Annotated in this window: 18 protein-coding genes; 10 read left to right on the top strand and 8 right to left on the bottom strand. The window is 54.4% G+C overall.

Going from position 1 to position 20,751, the window contains the following annotated elements; all coding sequences use genetic code 11:
* Positions 1–23 precede the first annotated feature (23 nt).
* The 4 genes from ACG1VR_RS11685 to ACG1VR_RS11670 all read right to left on the bottom strand — a co-directional run bounded on the left by ACG1VR_RS11685 (position 24) and on the right by ACG1VR_RS11670 (position 3,096).
* Positions 24–683 (bottom strand): transcriptional regulator, encoded by a 660-nt coding sequence (locus ACG1VR_RS11685; protein ID WP_395491009.1) that lies wholly within the window; start codon positions 681–683, stop codon positions 24–26.
* Between the two features lie 16 nt (positions 684–699).
* Positions 700–1,680 carry a threo-3-hydroxy-L-aspartate ammonia-lyase gene (locus ACG1VR_RS11680; protein ID WP_395491008.1) on the bottom strand — a complete coding sequence of 327 codons (981 nt, stop codon included), beginning with the start codon at positions 1,678–1,680 and terminating at the stop codon, positions 700–702.
* A gap of 20 nt (positions 1,681–1,700) precedes the next feature.
* The gene (locus ACG1VR_RS11675; protein ID WP_395491007.1) at positions 1,701–2,090 is read right to left on the bottom strand and encodes a RidA family protein; all 390 of its coding nucleotides are present in this window, start codon (positions 2,088–2,090) and stop codon (positions 1,701–1,703) included.
* Positions 2,091–2,199: 109 nt separating this feature from the next.
* Positions 2,200–3,096, bottom strand: a complete 897-nt coding sequence (locus tag ACG1VR_RS11670; protein ID WP_395491006.1) for a LysR family transcriptional regulator — start codon at positions 3,094–3,096, stop codon at positions 2,200–2,202.
* Positions 3,097–3,265: 169 nt separating this feature from the next.
* Here ACG1VR_RS11670 and ACG1VR_RS11665 point away from each other — a divergent pair, with 169 nt between their 5' ends.
* Positions 3,266–4,246 (top strand): NAD(P)H-dependent flavin oxidoreductase, encoded by a 981-nt coding sequence (locus tag ACG1VR_RS11665; protein WP_395491005.1) that lies wholly within the window; start codon positions 3,266–3,268, stop codon positions 4,244–4,246.
* 52 nt (positions 4,247–4,298) lie between these two features.
* Here the strand turns inward: ACG1VR_RS11665 and ACG1VR_RS11660 are convergent, their stop codons facing one another.
* A complete protein-coding gene (locus ACG1VR_RS11660; RefSeq protein WP_395491004.1) occupies positions 4,299–5,105 on the bottom strand; it encodes a 5'-nucleotidase, lipoprotein e(P4) family in 807 nt (268 codons plus the stop codon).
* A 274-nt stretch (positions 5,106–5,379) separates the two neighbouring features.
* On the bottom strand, positions 5,380–6,249 hold the full coding sequence (locus ACG1VR_RS11655) for a LysR family transcriptional regulator (protein WP_395491003.1): 870 nt from the start codon (positions 6,247–6,249) through the stop codon (positions 5,380–5,382).
* Positions 6,250–6,335: 86 nt separating this feature from the next.
* Here ACG1VR_RS11655 and ACG1VR_RS11650 point away from each other — a divergent pair, with 86 nt between their 5' ends.
* The 4 genes from ACG1VR_RS11650 (at position 6,336) to ACG1VR_RS11635 (ending at position 13,395) form a co-directional block, all read left to right on the top strand.
* Entirely contained in the window at positions 6,336–7,391 is a 1,056-nt protein-coding gene (locus tag ACG1VR_RS11650; protein WP_395491002.1) for an NAD(P)H-dependent flavin oxidoreductase, read from the top strand.
* Positions 7,392–7,621: 230 nt separating this feature from the next.
* Complete coding sequence (locus ACG1VR_RS11645) at positions 7,622–12,274, top strand: Fic family protein (protein WP_395491001.1); 4,653 nt, start codon at positions 7,622–7,624, stop codon at positions 12,272–12,274.
* A gap of 99 nt (positions 12,275–12,373) precedes the next feature.
* Positions 12,374–12,826 (top strand): hypothetical protein, encoded by a 453-nt coding sequence (locus ACG1VR_RS11640; RefSeq protein ID WP_395491000.1) that lies wholly within the window; start codon positions 12,374–12,376, stop codon positions 12,824–12,826.
* A gap of 5 nt (positions 12,827–12,831) precedes the next feature.
* Positions 12,832–13,395 (top strand): RNA polymerase sigma factor, encoded by a 564-nt coding sequence (locus tag ACG1VR_RS11635; protein WP_395491098.1) that lies wholly within the window; start codon positions 12,832–12,834, stop codon positions 13,393–13,395.
* 50 nt (positions 13,396–13,445) lie between these two features.
* On the opposite strand, the gene ACG1VR_RS11630 is transcribed toward ACG1VR_RS11635, so the two are convergent.
* Positions 13,446–14,738 carry a glycoside hydrolase family 10 protein gene (locus tag ACG1VR_RS11630; protein ID WP_395490999.1) on the bottom strand — a complete coding sequence of 431 codons (1,293 nt, stop codon included), beginning with the start codon at positions 14,736–14,738 and terminating at the stop codon, positions 13,446–13,448.
* 220 nt (positions 14,739–14,958) lie between these two features.
* Here ACG1VR_RS11630 and leuC point away from each other — a divergent pair, with 220 nt between their 5' ends.
* Genes leuC through ACG1VR_RS11610 form a run of 4 tightly spaced genes read left to right on the top strand, consistent with a single transcriptional unit; the run spans position 14,959 to position 18,888 of the window.
* Positions 14,959–16,380 carry a 3-isopropylmalate dehydratase large subunit gene (leuC, locus tag ACG1VR_RS11625; RefSeq protein WP_395490998.1) on the top strand — a complete coding sequence of 474 codons (1,422 nt, stop codon included), beginning with the start codon at positions 14,959–14,961 and terminating at the stop codon, positions 16,378–16,380.
* A 3-nt stretch (positions 16,381–16,383) separates the two neighbouring features.
* Positions 16,384–16,992, top strand: a complete 609-nt coding sequence (gene leuD, locus ACG1VR_RS11620) for a 3-isopropylmalate dehydratase small subunit (RefSeq protein ID WP_016536484.1) — start codon at positions 16,384–16,386, stop codon at positions 16,990–16,992.
* Between the two features lie 12 nt (positions 16,993–17,004).
* Positions 17,005–17,928, top strand: a complete 924-nt coding sequence (locus ACG1VR_RS11615) for an alpha/beta fold hydrolase (protein ID WP_395490997.1) — start codon at positions 17,005–17,007, stop codon at positions 17,926–17,928.
* A gap of 24 nt (positions 17,929–17,952) precedes the next feature.
* Entirely contained in the window at positions 17,953–18,888 is a 936-nt protein-coding gene (locus tag ACG1VR_RS11610; RefSeq protein ID WP_395490996.1) for a LysR substrate-binding domain-containing protein, read from the top strand.
* Here the strand turns inward: ACG1VR_RS11610 and ACG1VR_RS11605 are convergent.
* On the bottom strand, positions 18,885–19,655 hold the full coding sequence (locus tag ACG1VR_RS11605) for an SDR family NAD(P)-dependent oxidoreductase (protein ID WP_395490995.1): 771 nt from the start codon (positions 19,653–19,655) through the stop codon (positions 18,885–18,887). The two genes, ACG1VR_RS11610 and ACG1VR_RS11605, sit on opposite strands and share 4 nt — an antisense overlap.
* Positions 19,656–19,816: 161 nt before the next feature.
* On the opposite strand from ACG1VR_RS11605, the gene ACG1VR_RS11600 reads away from it, so the two are divergent.
* A complete protein-coding gene (locus ACG1VR_RS11600) occupies positions 19,817–20,587 on the top strand; it encodes a CDP-diacylglycerol diphosphatase (protein ID WP_395490994.1) in 771 nt (256 codons plus the stop codon).
* The last annotated feature ends 164 nt before the right edge of the window (positions 20,588–20,751 follow it).

The raw sequence follows: 20,751 nt of genomic DNA, 5'->3' as shown, positions 1-20,751 counted from the left end.
CCCACATGTTCCTTAACCATAAATTACTCTTTGCCCTCCGCGCTATTCTCCGCAGAAGGCAGCTGTTTCGCATACAGGTAAACCGAAGCCCGGGACACGCCGAGGTGCTGGGCAACGGTTTCCATTGATTTGCGGATCTCCAGTAATCCTTCTTTTTTAAGCACCTGCAACAGCTCAATTCTTTCAGGCGTTTTCAGCGCCCTTGGCGTGCTTGCCAGGCGCGCAGCGTAGCTGTCGATGCGCTGTCTGATGGCTTCCGCTCCGGCAGGCTCCATATGCTCTTCTACCGGGCTGTTGCCGGTTTCGGTAAAGCGGGCCAGGGCGCTTTGCATGCCCCGGAACAGCGTCATGTCCACATTCAGGCAAAGCGCGGCGACGTAGTTCCCGGCCTCATCTTTTAACCCGATGGAGGTGCTTTTTACCGGACGTCCGTCCGCAAACTGGTTGGCATAGTTGGCGATAACGTTTGGAAACTCGGGTGAGGCGATGCGCGCCAGCCCCATCTCCGTGGCGGCATCGCCCACTTTGCGGCCAGAAAGATTGTTGTGTATGGAGAGAATAGAGTGCTCAGGATTGCCAAGATCGTGAACCACAACCTCACAAAACGGCGCGAAAGTCTCACTCACGCCCTGGGCGATGGCATCGAGCTGGCTGAGCAGGGGGCTGGTTTGGGATTTTGGCACTTTTCTCTCCTTGGGGTTAAAGCTGGCTGGCCTGGGTGAGGAATTCACCGTAGCGGCCAATGTCGACGTTGCCGCCGCTGATGATAATGCCGATTTTCTTTCCGCGCAGTTCATCTTTAAGCCCGCGTGCGGCGGCAAAGCCGAGGCAGCCGGTTGGCTCAACCACCATTTTCATACGTTCGGCAAAGAATTTCATCGACTGAACGAGTTCCGCGTCGCTGGCGGTGAAAATGTCGTCCACGTTCTGGCGGATAAGCTCAAAAGTATAATTGCCCAGAAACGTGGTTTGTGCGCCGTCGGCAATGGTTTTCGGGGTGTCGATGCGCACGATTTTTCCGGAGCGGAACGACTGCTGGGCGTCATTGCCCGCTTCAGGCTCCACGCCATAGACTTTGCAATTCGGCGACAGATGGCGCGCCGCCAGCGCACAGCCGGAGATAAGACCGCCGCCGCCGAGGCAGACAAATAGCGCGTCCAGGTCGCCAACTTCTTCAAACAATTCTTTAGCGGCAGTGCCCTGGCCCGCGATAACGTGCGGGTGGTCGTATGGCGGAATCAGCGTCATGCCGTGTTTTTGCGCAAGATCGTCGCCAATCTGCTGCCGATCTTCGGTATAGCGGTTATACAGAATGACTTTTCCGCCATACTCCTTCGTCGCGGCGATTTTCGCCGCCGGGGCATCTTCCGGCATCACGATAGTAGCAGGAATACCGAGCAGCCTTGCCGAGAGCGCAATGGCCTGCGCGTGGTTGCCGGACGAAAACGCCACCACGCCAGCGGCTTTTTGCTCCGGCGTAAATTGGGCGAGGGCGTTCATTGCCCCACGGAATTTAAACGCGCCCATGCGCTGATAGTTTTCACATTTGAAAAACACCTCTGCGCCGAACTCTTCATTCACGGTTCGGGAAGTCATTACAGGAGTGCGGTTTGCATGGCCTTCAATGCGCCCGGCCGCCGCCACTACGTCCGCATAAACAGGAAGAACTAATTTCATCATGCTACCTTCAAAAGATTGATTTATTCACCGAGCGCGACTGCTTCAACCTCAATAGCCGCCCCATAATGTAGCTGCGCAACGCCCGCCATCGCGCGGGAAGGGCGATGTTCGCCAATCCATTGCGCATAGATTTGGTTAAATAACGGCCAAAGGCTGATGTCCGTGATATAGACGCGAACCGAAACCAGATGCCGTTTTGTCACTCCGGCGCAGGCCAGACAAGCTTCTATATTTTGCAGCACCAGCGCGGCTTGTTGCTTAAATGGAGCATCGCACTGCGGCTCACCTTCAGCCGTCACCGGCAGTTGCCCGGAAATAAAGACAAAGCCCCCGGCTGCCGTGGTATGAGAATAATGCCCCACGGGCGCGGGAGAATTTTCGATATTGCGCAAAGTGATATCGGGAGCCATGGTTGCCTCTCAGCCTTTTACCAGAATTGGACTATTAATCTATATCTGGACTTATTGTTTAGGCAAGGGGTTTAAGTGTGAAACAAGGCTCCGGTAGGAAAAAGTGGGTTCAGCGCAAAGCAAGGAGCAATTTCTCCAGCCATTCAGAAAATACGCGAACTTTGTACGAAATATGGCGGTGCGGATAGAGCAGGGATAGCCTGCGCGGCGGAGCCGGGTTGCCGGGCAAAACCTCGACCAGGCTGCCGTTTTCGATATGGGGCTTTAAGTAGAAATGCATTCCTTGTACCAGCCCCAACCCGGCGACAGCAGCGGCGATATAGGCTTCGGAGTTATCCAGCACCAGCTTACCGGGGAGATAAATTTCTTCCGGCCCGTCCGCCGCTTGAAATGTCCACGGCATAACCTGTCGACTGCTGCTGTTGATCCAGTTCACGGCCCGATGATCCCGTAAATCACTAAGTGTTTCGGGTGCACCGTGCGCTTCAAGATAAGCTGGGCTGGCGCAGGTTGCCATTTTAATACTGCCGAGATTCCGGGCAACATAATCTCCGTCCTCCAGCTCGCCCATCCGCAATACGCAATCCAGCCCGTCGTGCAACATATCCTTTCTGCGGTCAGAGCCGCTGAGGATAATTTCAATCTCAGGATGATCCTGGTAAAACTCGGGCAGATGAGGCACAACCCAAAGCGCGGCAAAGGCCACCGGCATATCAACCCTCAACTGCCCGCGCAGAGGGCGATTGGGCGCAAAAGACCCGATTAAATCATCCGCCTGCGACAGCAATGGTTTGCTATTGCGGTAAAACTCTTCCCCTTCGGGCGTCAGGTTTATTCGTCGCGTTGTGCGCTGCATCAGGCGCACGCCGCAGTGTTGCTCCAGCTGTTGCAGTGCTTTGGTCACCGCCGGACGGTGAATTTGAAGATTTTCAGAGGCCTGGGAGAAGCTACCAGATTCGACTATCTCTATAAAAATCCTGATGGATTCAAATAAGTTTATTTGCATAAGCGCTTCTTTTTTAGTGGAACTTGCTGGTGAAGATTACGCCAATTATTACTTATTTAATAACAGTGATGAATAACTTTGGCTATTTTTCTAAACAATAGCGGTTATTACACTTCCTCCATTCCCGGCTCACAGTGGCCGGAAGCTAATACTTCGGAGGAAATACGAGATGAATAAACTAACTGTCAGCGAAATTCTTGGTATCGAAAAATCCGTTATTCAGGGCCCGCTTTCCTGGTTAACCGATGCCCGACTGGTGGCGGCGGTGAGCAACGCTGGTGGTCTCGGCGTGCTGGGGCCAAACGCGGGATTAACGGCTGAAACCGCCGTCTCTACGCCGGAAGAAACGGCCGAAAAACTGCGCGAAGAAATTCGCAAAACCCAAAAGCTAACCGAGAAGCCTTTCGGCGTTAACCTTATCCCAATGCCTGAAAATGACATCTGGACGGCGCCCATTGTTAACGTCATAAAAGAAGAGGGCGTCCACGCCGTGGTTTATACCGGCTATGGAGACGGTTCTCTGAAACCAGAGCTGTTTAATGAGCTCAAAGACGCCGGAATTAAGATCATCTATCGGGATATCAACCCAACCCCGGAAAATACCCGGCGCGCGGAAGCCGCAGGCGCGGACATCATTGTTGCAACGGGTTTTGATGAAGGTGGCACCTTACCGGCCACTGCTTTGGGAACTTTTTCCATCGTGCCGCTGATTGCAGACGCCGCAACAAATATCCCGGTGCTGGCGGCCGGCGGTATTACCGATAGCCGAACAGCCCTGGCCGCCCACGCGCTTGGCGCACAAGGCGTATTTGCTGGTTCGGTTTTTATCAGCACGGTTGAAAGCCGCGTACCGCTTTCAGTGAAAGAGAAAATCATCGCCGCCAACGGCCTGGATATGCAGCTGTTTCGCACCGTGCCGGATTACTACCGCTCGTTGCCCGGCAAGCTGGCCGATAAGCTGGTGACGATGGATAAAGACGGGGCCAGCAAAGAGGAGATTGCTAAGCAGATGGGCGGGTTGCGCGGCTTGCGTATTGGGATGCTGGAAGGCAACACGGATGAGGGCTATATCGCCCTTGGCACCGGAATCGGCAGTATCAGAGAAATCAAAAGTGTTCTGGACGTCGTTAATGAGCTGAACGTTCGATAAAACTAAGGCCGATGGTTTCCCATCGGCCTTTACTATGCTGGCGTCGGCAGCCTTATTTGCCGGACCAGGCGCGCAGCGCGTTTTCACGAGCTTGAGCCTGCTGTTCGGTGTTCAGCTTGAAGTAGTTTGGGGCCAGAGCGCCTTCCCAGTCGCCGTACATTGGGTTCGGCAGCACGATAAACTGGGTGCCGAACTTGTTGCGGTTGTCACTGGCGAACTGCTGACGCTGGCTCTGATCTTTATGATAAGTTGCCTTGCCGAAGTCGTTCAGGTTGTCGCCGATATACATGACTACGTTGTAGCCTTCGGCTTTAATCGCGTCGAAACGGGCCTGTTTGTTGGAGCTGTCGGTTTTCAGGCGCACGGTTTTGTCGCTCACGCCGGTAAAGCCGAGCGCTTTCATATTGGCAACGGTGGCGTCGAAGTCTTTGCTGTCGCGGTTTGACACGTAGAACATGGTGCCGCCGTGGCTGTTAACGTAGTTAGCAAAATCCACCGCACCCGGCACGGCCAGCGCCTGGTGAGCCTGAACCCACTGGGACCAGGTTTTATCATCGAAGGCCTTATTATTTTTGGCCTGCCAGGCGCTGTAGGCGCTGTTATCCATCAGGGTTTCGTCGAGGTCGACGATAACCGCACGTTTAGCACCGCCCTGTTTGGCAGACAGATCCCACGAAGCGCGGGCGCTGTTAAACGACTGGTAAGCCAGCGCGCGGTACTCGCCGGACTGCTGGAACCAGTCAACCGCCATCACCGTCTGGCTGGCCAGTTTTTGGTCCGCCGCCTGCTGTTGATTAGCACAGCCTGTGAGGCTTACCAGCACCAGCGCTATTGCGCCACATAACAAACTTTTCTTCATCTTATGTCCTTACCCTTGCCATTTATCATTAATTTCAACCGGTCTTAAAATGAGCCGGAACTCAACAATCCCTAAATTTTTACTCTACAAATCACCAGGCATTGTTAATAGGTTTTCTACCAAATATTAAAGCTACGTTATCAATAGCTTTTTAATGGATCGCCCCTGGATACTCAATATGACAAAAATATTTCGACGTACTTTTTTCCCTGATGACTGACGTCAGTAATCCGCTGTTGGTTCAGTCATTGCTCATTCGGCGGTGGCAGGAAGTTCAAAGATTGCTGGCCGTAGCTAAAATCTTTTGCATTTCACCCAGCGCCGGTGAGGCATAACCCCTGCGCCAGACCAGCTGGGTGAGGGCGTCATCGACGAACTGAAGCTGGCTTTCCTGCGGAAGCGTTAGCGTAGCAGCAACGCTTTCCGGCAGCAGGCAGCTGTAACCGCCGGAGGCCACGCAGGCGATCATCGAGTGATAGGAGCCAACCTCCTGGACTTCAACGGTTTTACCGCCTTCGCTCAGACTGTTTAGCAGCGCTTCACCTCTGGCGCGGTATGAACAGCCTTTAGGGAATGCGGCGAAACGAATTTTTGCTTCACCGCCTGCCATCATCTGACGCGGTGTGAGCAATACCAGGCGCTCGGTAAAAACGTTAACGCACTCAATATCCGTTGGACATTCCGGTTCCCCGCTGGCGTTTGGCGGTAAGCTTACCAGGGCGCAGTCCAGCGTAGCGTTACGAACTCCTGCCAGTAGTTGTCCGGTCGGCATCGTTTTTAGCGTCACGGCGACGTCGGGGTAGTGGCGATGAAACTGCTGGAGTATCGGCATCAGGCGGCTCGCGGCGGTAGCTTCCATCGCGCCTACATTCAGGGTTCCGGCAGGTTTGGCCGGATGTAGCGCCTGGCGGGCTTCTTCCGCGAGACTCAATATTTTTTGTGCGTAGGAGAGAAAGCTTGCCCCCTCCGCTGAGAGCGTCATTTTTTTGCTGTCCCTGACAAACAGCGTCACCCCAAGCTCCTCTTCAAGCTGGCGAATGCGGGTAGTGATATTCGATTGCACGCGCCCCAGTCTTTTCGCCGCCTTTGTTACGCTCTGCTCTTCGGCTACGGTTTGAAAAATCTGCAATGTGGTGTGGTTCATACTTTTAATTCTCAATATGAAAATGATCTTGATATTAACATCTCACAATAAGATGTTTAGTCATCAATTTTTTCCCAGGAACCGCCATGACCCGCAGCGTTACGCAAGAACTCGCTATCGACTTCCCCATCATCCAGGCTCCTATGGCCGGAGTCTCAACCCCCGAACTTGCGGCAGCGGTAAGCAATGCGGGAGGGCTTGGATCGCTTGGCGCAGGAGCCAGTAGCGTGGCTCAGGCGAGGGCGGCAATCATAAAAACCCGTGAACTGACTTCCCGGCCATTCAACGTCAATCTGTTTTGCCACGCTGCAGCACCACGGGACGAGGCGTTAGAAAAGGAATGGATTGAGCTGCTTCGCCCGCTTTTTACCTCGTTTGGCGGCATTCCGCCTGTAAAATTGGCGGAAATCTATCAGAGCTTTATCGGGCATGACGAGATGCTTGAGATGCTGCTCGATACCGCGCCAGCGGTGGTTAGTTTTCATTTTGGCCTGCCGGAAAGCCACGTTATTCAGGCTTTACGCGCTAAAAAAATCGTGACGATGGCAAGCGCAACCAACCTTGAAGAAGCATTACTGATTGTGGCAAGCGGCGTCGATATTGTTATTGCCCAGGGCTATGAGGCAGGCGGTCATCGCGGCATGTTTGACGAAACGGCTCTGGATGCCAGGTTAAGCACCTTCGCGCTGGTACAGTTACTTAAGAGCCGGCTCTCGGTGCCGATTATTGCAGCGGGTGGAATTATGGACGGTTCAGGCATTCGGGCCATGATGGCTATAGGTGCGGACGGCGTGCAGATGGGAACCGCTTTCCTGCTTTGCCCGGAGTCCGCCGCCGATGATGGCTACCGGAGCGTAATAAAGTCCAGCCGCGAGCATCAAACCTTTATGACCCGCGCCATTTCAGGCCGTGCGGCCAGGAGCCTCGATAACGATTTTTGCCGCCATGGCCGTACCTTTTCCCCGCACTCGATACCTGCTTATCCCGTTGCCTACGATCTGGGAAAGGCGCTGGCAAACGCTGCGAAAGCAGTAGGTCATCAGGGCTACGGCGCTCACTGGGCGGGACAAGGAATTAACTTAATCAGGGAAATGCCGGCAAGGGAGTTGGTTCACCTCCTGGCATGTGAAGCGGGGCTGTAGAAAAAAGTCCCCGGCATTTGGTGTTAAAATCATCAAATATTAAGGGAGTAAATCTGATGATTTCAGCGAGGTTAGTACACTTTCCCCCCCGGTATTCCGGCCCTTCCACTGAAATACCTGCTGTACATTCCGCGTTGTCGCCTCTGGGATCTGTAGATTTTTCTCCTGTGGGTGGGGCAACCCCACCCGAACCTCTTCCCGGTATCACCCCATGCGGGATTATGTCCGCGATGGCAAACAACGTCCTTCAGCGGGTACTCGAACACCTGTTTATTGAAGCCAGTCCGCTGCCGCAGCTTGGCATCTTTAAGGCGTGCTACGAAGAACTTATCGAAATATGGAAGGGTAATTACACCCTGCAACGCAGGCTGGAAGAGCTGGAGATGCTACTGGACAGGCTGGATAAGCTGCTGGTGAGCGCTAACGGCGTAACACCCGAGGAAGCCCGCGGATTGAGAGCCTGGCTTGAGGCGGCAAGGCCGTGGCTAAAAAGCGTGAGCCAACGGTGGATGGCGCTTGAACAGATTCAAAATCAGCCCTCGCTGCCAGGTAAGGCTCTGGAACTGATGTCAGCAATACAAAAGCTGCTGGCGGACCCGCTGCTGCATCAGGATTATTTTGGCGGCATCGCCCAATCGGTCGATGTGCTGCGGCAGATATTAAGCCAGGTAGTGCTGTGGCAAAAACTACCTCCGGGGGCAAATCTGGCGGATTATCTGGACATTGTGATGGGCAACCCGCAGCTGGTACAGCAGCTTGACGCCTCATTATTGCAGTTGGGTCAGGCGCTGAGGCAAACGCTAGCCGCTGAGCCTTATCCCGCAGCAGGGTCTCTTAGCCAACGTCTGGGGTGGCTAAGCCAAATCCTGGCCCGACCCGGGATGGATGAACTCCTGCGCCCACAGCTGGTATCGTTATTAGGCGGTTCAGTCCAGGCCGATTCGTTGCTCGCCGTATTCAAGTTTACCTCCTTGTTGGGCGGTTTTCCGGCAAAGAGCTGCTCAGGCGAGCAGGCAATATGGCTGCTCAACATCATTAATCAGGAGAGACCAGCGTTGCCGTGGCTACGGCAGTTTCAGCGCGCTCTCGATATCGATTCGCAAGTGCTAACTCTGCTGAACCGCCTGCTCACGCTTAACTCCACCCCGGAGAGCTGGGCGTTATTGATGCGAGATGTTGCCAGGGCTGCCGCTCCCGGAATTGGTCTCTGGGCTGTGGGCCGTTGGCTGCCGACTCATGCCGCTCAGGCGCTGGAAACCTTCTATCGCGAAACCTCCGCCGATGAAAGCTGGACCAGCCTGCTCCAGCGGATGGCATCTGGTTTCATGACGGTAGCGAAACCGTACCTGATAGAACAGCTCATGGGCGACCCGCTTGCCGCCGCCACCGTGCAATATGCGGAGGCGTTACAAAACCACCTTAACTGGGAGCAGACGCTGCAATGGTTTGTGACTCAGGCTCAAGAGCAGGCCCCCGCGCTTCACTTTGCTTACGCCCAATATCTGAACGCCCGATTGGCCTGCCAGATTTTTCAGGCTTTCAATAGCCAATACCCGCAAGAGACTGAGGATCGCCTGCGGCTGCTGGCGCGCCAGATTAAAGATTGCCAGCTGGTGCGTTATTACCCGCAGCTGGAGAAACTGGTCGATATGCTTCCTCTGCTACCGGCGCTGAGAGAAGTCGGCAAAACATTGGGCGAACGCCCTGCCGCCGGGAGCTGGATTGAGTGGGGCAGCCAATGGCTAAACTCGCTCGCCAACAGCGACAATACCAGCGTGCGCGAGGTGCGTGAAAGGCTATCCCGGCAGGTGGAGGCATGGCTGGCGGACGCCATAGTTTCAGCCTGTGATTCTCTGGTACAGCAGCCATGGGGGCTATTGCCCGGAGCCGAGGCCGCAAGTATTGCTCCGCCACGCAATTACGATCCGCAGCTGGACAGCGGGTGGGGGCAAGTGGCGGCCTGCGTTAGCCTGGAAGCCCTGGGCCTCGCTGCCGTCGGTTATGCTTTATGGAGTGCCAGGCAAGATGAAATTGCTGCCTCAGACTTTGGGGCGCTATGGCAGCAGAAAACGCCGCTGCTGCTCGGCGTCGCGGCTATGTCCGTGGGCGGTGTTTTGCTTTATCGCCGGGTAGCGACTCCCCGGACCAGCGTTGATGATCTGCGGAGGATACATCAGCTAATCTCTGAACTTGAGGTGGACAGTCTTGAGTTTGTTTTTGATTCGCCGCAGTTTGTCAGCAAGCCTGCCGTGGAGTCCATTCATGTCGCTTCCCGGGAAAGAAGAAGCGCGGAGGATGAAAGCGAGACCGAAGAAGAGGGGCTGGCGTTTCAGATTGAAGAAGTACTGCATAACGAGGATATGGGCAGGGCGATTCGCACCGAGTATCAGCGTATTTTCACAAGAGCAAAACGGGAAAGTGAGGTTCTGGAGGTTCCACCAGGCAAAACGCGAGAGATCCGGCAATTACTTAAAACGATGGAACTGTTTGACGCATTCGTTAATGACGCAAGAAGTGCTCCAGGCATGAGCGTGTATAGCAGCCTCAATAGCAAAATTCAGGCCGGACTATTGGCGCTTGCTGACGGGCAGATTAACGACTTCAGTAAATCGATTGTCGACCGTTATCGCCGTAGTTTTAGGCTAGCGGCCGATGAGACGGTAAATATTGTAGCGACAATTAACGGTGAGCACAGTATCTCCGATCTGGCATTTCAAAACCTCAGCGAGGTGGCTTTGGAGCAGGTGGCACAGTTGTACCATCCTATCCTGAACCCAGAATCTTATATTGAAGATTACATCCGAACGGGGATCAGAAATTATGAACAACGCAGCGGGACGGTGATGAATTTACTGCCGGACAGCTACATTTGGGTGACTTATTATCCCAAAGTTCACCCCAACATGAATGCGAATGGTCATGCGGGGCCGGTGCCCGTCAAACGATTCTTCACCTTGACAGAAATTGTCACAGGTCATTATTTGTACGAAAGCAACCAGATGAGAGACCCCGTCAGGCGTGAATATGAAATAACGGGAATGGATCACCAGTCGCTGGTGGATGACCTGGCCTCAGTAAATCTGCAATCACGAATGGAAGAGGAGCTTCAGGCCTACCGGAATAACCCCGCTAATGTAGTCAGTATGAAGTCCTTTTATAATGAAATGATCACTCTGCGCTGCCTCGATTACCTCAGTCGCCCTCATCAGGTACCGATCTACTGGCGGGAGGTGAAAGCTTTCCTTGAAGGTAAAATAAATGCCAGGACGGTGTTATTCCGGGGCACGGTGTTAAATGGCGTGTTTTTAATTCCCGCAGGGCCGAGTGGCGGTGTCCTGTTTTGCGTGGATGAAGATATCTTTTTTCATTTCGGCAGTTATCCGCATGAATACTGGGAAACAGTAACGAAAGTTGAAATGCTGACGGCATTTCCACAAAACGCCAGATTCAAAGAGTGGGTGTTGAGTAAAATTCCTGCCTGGCATGCCATGGAACATGAAAATGACGAGCGTGCGTTTCGGTACCTGACCAATAACTTAATGACGCCGGGTATCTATTCAGGGCCTAAGTTCATCAATAAAGTAATCGATCGCCCATTTACCTTTGCCGACTGCAGCAGCAGGGATGTCCTGGTCAGCAAACTGTTCGACGGCCTGATGACCAGGATTGAGTCGGACATCGATACCTCAGTTTTCAGCTATTCTGAGCATATTACCACTCAAATACTGGAAGCAGCTAAAAGGGTTTTTGGCATCAGTTCCATGGCACTATCGACATTTATACCCGGTACCGGCTCGGTGCTGGCACGTTTTAGCCTGTTTATGACCTCTCTGACGCTGAATGCTCTCTACGTAGGCACCAGCGCATTACAGTCCCATCTATCCGAACGGCCTGACCAGGCTCAATCCTTCCGGACCGATGCCACTCTCGCGGGCGTGATGGCAAGTGTAGACCTGGTAACCGGCGCTTTGCCGCTGCTTCGGCAAAGCGCTAAAAGAACGTTTATGATAAAGAACGTTAATCAGTCCATCCAGTTCTACCGCAGCGCAAGAGCCACCTCACGCCGGGTTTTGCCTGTCGTGCTGAGCGAGATGAACTGGAATCGACTGCCCGACGGCCGCAAGGTAAAGCAGTTAGTCACTACGCTTCAGGATGGGGAGCGTGCACGGAGACTGGCACAGCTGACGAGCCGGAAAGTCGTGGAGCAGTCAATACGCAACAATCTGATGCTGGACTACGAAGGATTACAAAAAAAACGGCTGGCCTGGGGAACATATGCCGTCGAGCAGGCCAGTGCTCAAAGGAGGCTGAACTCTGATTATACTCGTCTGGTCAATACAAATACTCATGTTCATAGGCTGCTGGACAACCCACCGATCATTCCCCGGCAAAAGTGGTTGGGCAAGCCTGTTGACGTGGCAACTGACTGGATAGCATCTAAAAGCCGCTCGGCCAAAACGTTGGCACAGAGCGCCGAATTGAAAAACAGAATTAAAACCGCGCTGATAAGCCACCATTCTGCGGATTTGCTGGATATCAGCACCATCGAAAGCCTCCATAACGCCGTTTACCAGCCGATTGAGGGCCATACTTTCAGAGCTTTTCGCTCCAGCAGCGATCCCATATTTATGGGGTCGGATATTGCGCGCTCCGGATTCTTAAAAATGTTAAACCGGCTCGAAACCAGAAGCTTCACCGGTGGGATGAATCTTGCCGATGCGCTTTATACAACTATTGTGCGCTATCACCCGTTTGGCGATGGAAACGGCAGAACCGCCCGCGCCATGTATGCGTTGGCCAGGTTGCAAAAAGGGGAAAGCCCTTTTATAGCTTTGAGTAAGATGGGGGAGGATATGCTTAACCCGCCGGGAGCGCTGTCCTGACCGCTGAATAAAAATTTTTATTTTTTCAGCAATATTTCCGTTGCCCAATCGTCTACCTCATCACAAGTGATAATCAGCTACTGTAATGAGGTAATAACGATGAGAGATTTTGATATGCACCGGGACCACCATCACCGCCGTCGCGGATCCTGCCACACGCGTATGGGTAAACCGCTTCTGCTTTGCGCCGCGCTGGTTGTTGTGCTCGGCCTGGTCGTCATGACGCTTTGGAATGCACTACTGCCGGAGCTGCTGGGCGTTAAAACCATCGGCTTCTGGCAGTCTTTAGGCCTGCTTGCGCTGTGCCGCATTCTGTTTGGTGGCCTCGGTTTTCGCCCCGGCATGTGGGGGAAAGCACACCGCCGAATGCACGAGCGTTGGATGCAGATGACGCCGGAGCAGCGCGAAGAATTTATGCAGCATCGCCGCGAGCGTTTCGGCTTCGGGCAGCGTGACCGCTGCGGCTGGCATACTCGCCGCGATGAGGCTGCCGGGGAGCACCCGCAGAAGCCAGCGGACGAGAACGCTCCGAAAAAACCGGATGCTGAGTGAAACCCATGAAAGCCGCAACGGCTGGAGACTCGCTGCTTGCCTCCGCGCTTAACGGTTGTCGGACGCGGCTTAAAGCCTTTATTCGCGGTCGCACCGCGGTACGGGAAGATGCCGACGATATCCTTCAGGAAATAAGCTATCAACTCATGAGGGTGGACCAGCCGGTGGAGAATGTCGCTGCCTGGCTGTTCCGCGCCGCCCGCAACGAAATGACTGACCGGGCGCGTAAAAAGCGAGAACTGCCGCTAACCGCTTATTTTGGCGGCGGCGACGAAGGCGATGATTACCCCGAAGACGAACTGGCCGAAACGCTCTTTGGCGTGCCGCAAACGCCGGAGGATGAATATCTCAAACAACTTCTGTGGGAAGAGCTAAACGCCGCGCTGTCTGAATTACCCGCAGCGCAGCGTGAGGTGTTCGAAAAAACGGAATTGCAGGGCTACAGCTTTAAAGAGCTGGCGGAAGAAACCGGGGATAGCGTCCAGGCTCTGCTTTCCCGCAAGCACAAAACCGTTCTCTATCTGCGCATGCGGCTGCGCGACCTCTACGACGAACTTGCTGGCGGCTAGGCCAGCAGCCAGGCACGCTCAGGGAAGGGCGGCCTGGCTTTTTTGTTTATTTATTCTCCCCAGCGGCTTCTGATGTAATTCACCGCCTGCTGCGTCTGAGGCTGATTAAGATAGTTCTCTCTGAACAGGATGGTGCCGTTAATTTGGGGCACGGACTCGTTTAAATCGAGCTGCTTTTTCAACTCCGGCACGCCGCCGTTCACCGTCCAATCTGGTTCATTCTTCGAAGGCTCACCTACCTTGTACAGCGCCACGCCGATATACAGCCGGGTATGCGTAGGCTTCACTACATTTGCCCACCAGTTTGCCAGCACATCGTAACGAGCAGCGCTGCGGGAGAACGGCCAGTAGATTTGCGGCGCAATGTAGTCCAGGAGCCCCATCTGCACCCAGCGGCGGGTATCGGCGAAGGATTCATCATAAGCCGCCGCGCCGCGAGTCTCGGAGCCCGCCGGGTCGTGGGAAATATTGCGCCAGACGCCGGCGGGGCTTACGCCAAATTCAACGCCGGGTTTTAGCTGTTTGATGGTGCGGGAAACCTGTTCGATAAGCAGCTGGGTGTTGTGCCGCCGCCAGTCTGCTTTTGACGCATAGCCCGCGCCATATGTGCGGAAGGTCTGATTATCGTTAAGCGCCGATCCTGGTGATTCGGTATAGAAATAGTCATCAAACTGCACGCCATCGACCGCGTAATGCGAAACCACTTCTGCGACGATGCTGGTTATCCAGTCTCTGGCTTCTGGAATGCCGGGATCGAGCACGAACCGGTCGCCGGAAGTGCGTATCCAGTCACGATGCAATACAAACACGCTGGCGGGCTGCATCGACAACGTGCGGTTAAGCGCTGATACCGTCCCCGATGTGGTATTGGTTGAAACGCGATACGGATTCAGCCAGGCGTGGACTTTCATCCCGCGTTTGTGGGCCTCATCCAGCATGAACTGGAGCGGATCGTAACCAGGATCTTCGCCAATCTTGCCGGTCAGCATATCTGACCAGGGCAAAATTTTTGACGGCCAAAGCGCGGTTCCATCGGGCTTTATCTGGAAGAAAACGGTATTGATCCCAAGCGTTCTCAGCTTATCCAGCTTGTCCGTTAGCGCTTGCCGCTGCTGGCTGATACGGGCGGTGTTACTAAGGTTAACCGAAGCCACCGGCGGCCAGTCCAGGCGCGAAACCGTTGCCAGCCACACCCCGCGCATTGGTTGGTTATTTTGTTGGGTGTTGGGCTTTGGCTGCACGCCGGGAAGCGGCGTCACCAGAGAAACCGGCGGTTTAGAAGCACAGCTGGCAAGCAGCAAAGCCGTAGCGACAACTACGCCTAACTTTTTAACCTGAGCCACGGGGAGGAAGCGCTGAGTACGGGCGATAATATGCTCCAGATTTTAGCCAGCCATTGAACAACAGGCATTCTCTTACGATTCAACGTTAAGTCAAATCACAAAAAACAAAACACATTTCGTATTTTATCCTATCACGGTTGTGCATCGTGGGTTTACTGACAGCTTTGACGCCGGGTTGCTACTATCGATTTAGCGTAATCCGAAGCAAGGTTCCCCCAAAATGAAAGCCAGAACGCTGTACGACAAACTCATCGACACCCACGTTATCCGCCCGCTGGACGACCAGGGCAACGTGCTGCTCTACATCGACCGCTCGATTCTCAACGAGTATACCAGCCCGCAGGCGTTTAGCGGCCTGCGCGATGCCAACCGCAAAGTATGGAAACCAAACAGCATCCTGCTTAACGTCGACCACGTTAACCCGACACGTCCGGATCGTACTCCCGAAATGACCGACCCTGGCGGCGAATTACAGGTGCGTTATTTTGAGTCCAACAGCCGCGATTTCGGCCTGGAGCTGTTTGACGTCATGGACGCCCGCCAGGGGATTGAGCACGTAGTGGCCCACGAGCAGGGCATTGTTCTGCCGGGCATGGTGATTGCGGCTGGTGACAGCCACACCACAACCTATGGCGCATTCGGCGCTTTTGGCTTCGGGATCGGCACTTCCGAAATTGAGCATATGCTGGCAACGCAAACCCTGGCTTATAAAAAGCTCAAAACTATGCGCGTGACCGTGAACGGTGAACTGCCGTTTGCCGCCACGGCTAAAGACATCGTGATGCTGCTTATCGCAGATATTGGTGCTGACGGCGCGGCGGGTTACGCGATTGAATTTTGCGGCAGCGCCATAGATGCCCTGAGCGTGGAAGGGCGTATGACCATCTGCAATATGGCGGTTGAGGCGGGCGCTCGCGGAGCTTTTATGGCCCCGGATGAGAAAGTTTATGCCTATATCAAACCGGCCCCACGCGTGCCGAGAGGCGAGATGTGGGAGCAGGCGCTACTTTACTGGCGCACCCTGCACAGCGACGCCGGTGCTGTGTTCGATAAAGAAGTGGCTCTGGACTGCGCAAGGCTTGCGCCGAGAGTGACCTGGGGAACCAGCCCGGATCAGGGGGGCAGCATCACTGATTTAGTGCCCGACCCGGTTGCTGAGACCAATCCGGCCAAACGCCGCGACATTGAAAATGCGTTGACCTATATGGGCCTTGAGCCCGGAACACCGCTGAGTGAAATTGCGATTTCCCACGCGTTTATCGGCTCCTGTACGAATGGCCGCATAGAAGATTTGAGAGCCGTAGCTCAGGTACTGAGCGGCAGAAAAATCGCGCCTGGCGTAAGAGGCATTATCGTGCCGGGTTCAACCCAGGTGCGGACGCGTGCGGAGCAGGAAGGTCTGGCAAAAATCTTTATTGATGCTGGTTTTGAATGGCGCCAGTCGGGCTGTTCTATGTGCCTTGCCATGAACGAGGACGTTTTGCAGCCTGGGGATCGCTGCGCCTCGAGCACTAACCGTAATTTTGCCGGTCGCCAGGGGGCAGGAGCAAGAACCCATCTTATGAGTCCCGCTATGGTCGCCGCGGCGGCGGTGGCCGGTCATCTGGTGGATGTTCGTCAATTTTTAGAGCAGGGGAAATAGCCAATGGAACCCTTTAACAGCGTTACCGGGATTGCCGCCCCGATGATGGCGGCCAACATAGACACCGATGTCATCATGCCTAAGCAGTTTCTCAAAGGTATTGACCGTAGCGGCCTGGATAAAGGCGTGTTTTTCGATCGGCGCTTTTTAGCCGACGGCAAATTAAACCCGGCATTTATTCTTAACCGCCCGGAATGGCGCGGCGCTACGTTCCTTATCGTCGGGCCAAATTTTGGCTGTGGCTCCAGCCGTGAACATGCGGTCTGGGGACTGCGCCAGCTCGGTATTCGGGCGCTTATCGGCACCAGTTTTGCCGGGATTTTTAACGATAACTGCCAGCGTAACGGCGTGCTGACCCTGACGTTACCGGCAGAAGATATCGCCAGGCTGGCGCAGGCAGCAGGCAACCCTGCCAACAACAGTATTACCGTTGACCTTGCGCAACAGAAGATTGCCATGGCGGGAGAATATCTCTCATTTGCGGTTGATGAGTTGAAAAAACACATGCTGCTTGAAGGCCACGACGCTATTAGCTATACCCTGCAGTACCAGCAGGACATTCGCGAGTTTGAGCAGCACTATTTTGCCACTCACCCGTGGCTGGTGGCCTAGGACGATAATTCAATGATGAAAGAGACCTCTGGCTGTATTAGCGGGAAGGGCGAATCTCCGTTTATTCCCGGCTTTCAACTGCTTGACGTTGCGCTGGATAACGGCGTAACGCTACGAGCGGCGGTAGGCGGCAAAGGCGAACCGCTGGTAATGCTGCACGGCCACCCGCAAAACCATGTCACCTGGCGCAACATCGCCCCGGTGCTGGCGCAGCATTTTACCGTGATAATGCCCGATATTCGTGGCTACGGGGACAGCAGCAAACCCGAGGGCGACGCGCAGCACCTGGCGTATTCAAAACGGGAGATGGCAAAAGACATCGTTTTGTTGATGCAGCGTCTGGGCTTTGAAGAAGGCTTTTCCTTCATAGGCCACGACCGTGGCGCGAGGGTTGGCCATCGCCTGGCGCTGGATAATCCTCAGCAGGTTAAGCGCAGCATCTTTATCGATATCGCGCCAACCGCAACCATGTATGCGTTGACCGACAAAACGTTCGCAACGCGCTATTTCTGGTGGTTTTTCCTGATCCAGCCCGCGCCGATGCCGGAAAAAATGATCGCCGCCGATCCTGAATTCTTCCTGCGTAAGCACATCGACGGGCAGCTCAAAACGCCGGGGGCGACATCGCCAGAAATCTTTGCAGAATACCTGCGCTGCTACCAGCAGCCGGAAATGCTGCATGCGGTTTGCGAGGATTATCGTGCTTCGGCAACCATAGATCTTGAGGATGACGAGCAGGATAAGCACCGACGCATAACCAGCCCGCTGCTGGTGCTGTGGGGAGAGAAAGGCACCGTTGGCCAGCTTTATGATGTAACATCAACCTGGAAAGAAAAGGCGATGGATGTGCGCGGCAAAGCGATGCCGTGCGGGCACAGTCCGCAGGAAGAGTGCCCGGAAGAGTTACTTGCCGCCATCATGCCTTTTCTCACATGACCCGAGCTGAGCAATGGCATAACTATGAGCCCCAACGAAACGCCGCGCGCACCGCTGCCGCTGATTGAAGACCTGAACGTATTCGTTACCGTGGTACGCAAAGAGAGCTTTGCCAACGCCGCCGCCGAACTGGGGCTTTCGCCTTCCTACGTCAGTAAACGTATTGCGCTGCTGGAGAAAAGCCTGGGCATGCGGCTCTTTCACCGCAGCGCCCGCGCAATTCACCTCACGGCGGACGGCCATAAAGCGCTGACCGGCGCACTTTCGGTTCTGGAAAGCATGGGGGATTTTGTTTCCGGACTTGCCGCCTGGCGCGACACGCTAGAAGGGAATATTCAAATTAGCTGTTCGTTTGGCTTCGGCTCAACCTATATGCCCGAAGTGCTTTCGGCGCTGGCCGAACGTTACCCCGCCTTAAACATCAAGCTGACTCTGACCGACCGGGTGGTTGACCTGATGGAAGAGGGCGTGGATATCGAGATCCGCGTTGGGGACGATATCAAAGATTTCTATATTACCCGCCAGCTTGCTCCAAACCGTCGTGTGCTTTGCGCCGCGCCCGCTTACCTCAAGCGACACGGCACGCCGCAGAGTCTCGACGAGCTTAAACAGCACAAGTGCCTGGTCATTCAGGAACGTAGCTCGCAATTTGGTGCCTGGCCGCTAACCAACGGTGACAAAAGCGTGCTGGCCCACGTCAGCAGCCAGCTTTCCTCTAATAACGGAAGCGTGGTGCTGAGCTGGGCGCTAAAAGGCCACGGCATTATTTTACGTTCGCTATGGGAAGTGCAGCGGCATCTGGCGAGCGGTGAACTGGTGCAGATCCTGCCGGAGTGGTACCAGAGCGCCAATATCTGGGCGGTTTATTCCAACCGCACCAGCGGTTCGGCAAAGCTCAAGGCCAGTATTGATTTTCTGACTGAATACTTCCGGCAGTTTCCGCCCGTTGGTGAGGCTTAAACCAGTATCACGCCGGAATACTCCGCGCAGGCGTCTAAAAAGCGCTGTTGTAAAGCCGGCTCGTAGGCCTCTTTCGCCACTTTCCCCGGTTTTTGATGGTAATAATACCCGCCCGTTGGCTCCGATGATAAAGAAGGGTCGGATGCCAGCCAGACCTGAGTTAGCGGCCCCTGCGCGAGGTCATCCGTGGCCGCCGGGCCACCCATTTTGGTTGCCACCCAGCCCGGCTCAACGCAGTTAGACATCACTTCAGGCCAGCGTTTCGCCACGGCAAATGCCAGCAGGGCGACATGCAGTTTTGAATCGCAATAAGCCTGCCCGCCGCTCCAGCGTCGTTTTTCCCATGCCAGGTCCGCCAGCGAGTCGTCGCCGCTCAGATGCAGCCCGGAGCTAAGGTAAACCAGGCGTTTTGGACGATTTATCAGGGCGGTCAGGATATAGGGCGCAAGCGAGTTAACGGCAAAAACCTGAGGAAGACCATCAACGGTGCCGATGCGTTCTCTTTCCTGATAGCCGACGGCGGCATTGTGAATAATGGCATCGAAGCGGCCATATTCATTGACGCGCTCCGCCAGCGATTTAGTTTCAGCAATGCTCGAAAGATCGGCGGTAAAAATCGCTTCGGCTTCAGGAACCTGGGCTATAGCATGCGCCGCACGTGATTCATTGCGTGCATGCAATACAACCTGATGCCCGCCCGCGATGAGTAGTTTCGCCGCCATCTGTCCAAGTCCGTCTGAAGATCCGGTAATAAAAATACGTGCCATTTCTGGTGCCTCCTGGCGCTGAGTGGAGCAGGGTTTATCGTGACCTGCCGTGTTATGACTGAATCAGCATACCCTTTATTCGCCCGAACCGGGCAGTTTGCGACTCGCTATCTGCTAAACTGCTGCCTGCCTGCTGTTAATTTTTTTATCAATGGATGGTGATGGTCTTGGTTTATAGAAACCTGCGTCGGGCGATTTTTCTGCTGGGGATATTTCTGCTCACGGGCTGCGCACGCTCCGACGCGCTGTGGGGCGTGGTGGACAAAGTCTGTATGAGCAATTATCAACATACGAGTAATCCGGCACCCTGCCAGCAAATCTATATGCCAGAAGGGAAAGAGCGCGGCTTCAGCGTTATCCAGAACCCGCGTTATCCTTATCACTTCATTCTGGTACCTACGGTTGCGCTATCGGGTATTGAAAGCCCGCTGCTTTTAGAAGATGGGCGCACGGACTACTTCGGTTATGCCTGGCTGATGCGCAATCTTTTAGCTTATGAATATCATCGTCCGGTTGACGACGACATGCTCGGGATGGCGCTTAACTCAGCCTATGGCCGCAGCCAGAATCAGCTTCATATTCACCTTACCTGCCTGCGGGAAGACGTGCGGCGGCAGCTTCTTGCTGAACGCCCCTATATTCAGGAAAGCTGGCGACCGCTGCCGGATAAATTATTACGACATACCTATTATGCCCGCCGAGTGATACAGCCCACCGCGATGGGGATTTACCCGGTTAAATCCCTGGCCAGTTATTTCAATTTATGGCCTCAGGCGTTGGCAGAGTGGGGCGTGGCGGTAGTCTCAACCACATTCTCAGGTCAGCCTGGTTTTATTCTACTGGCCACAAGGAGAGGCTCGGACAGCGGGAATCGCGCATCGGTAGAATCTTTGCTGGATAAAGAATGTGCTATTTTGCCTGGGCGCAGCTAGCACGGTTGCTTTCATATTTTTTCATGCATAGGTTATGTCTTTTTCTTATTTGCCAGTATCAGCACGGTTTGAAAAACTCTCGCAGCCGCACCCGACTGGTGGGTAATTTCAATTTTGCTGTTTTTACTGGTTTAAGGAAGACATTGTTTATGCGTACGGCGATA

Origin of the sequence: Cedecea davisae, from assembly GCF_044095835.1 — a bacterium.
GTDB classification, from domain to species: domain Bacteria; phylum Pseudomonadota; class Gammaproteobacteria; order Enterobacterales; family Enterobacteriaceae; genus Cedecea; species Cedecea davisae.
Note: the sequence above shows the minus strand (reverse complement) of the source record. Positions and strands in the feature narration are given on the sequence as shown.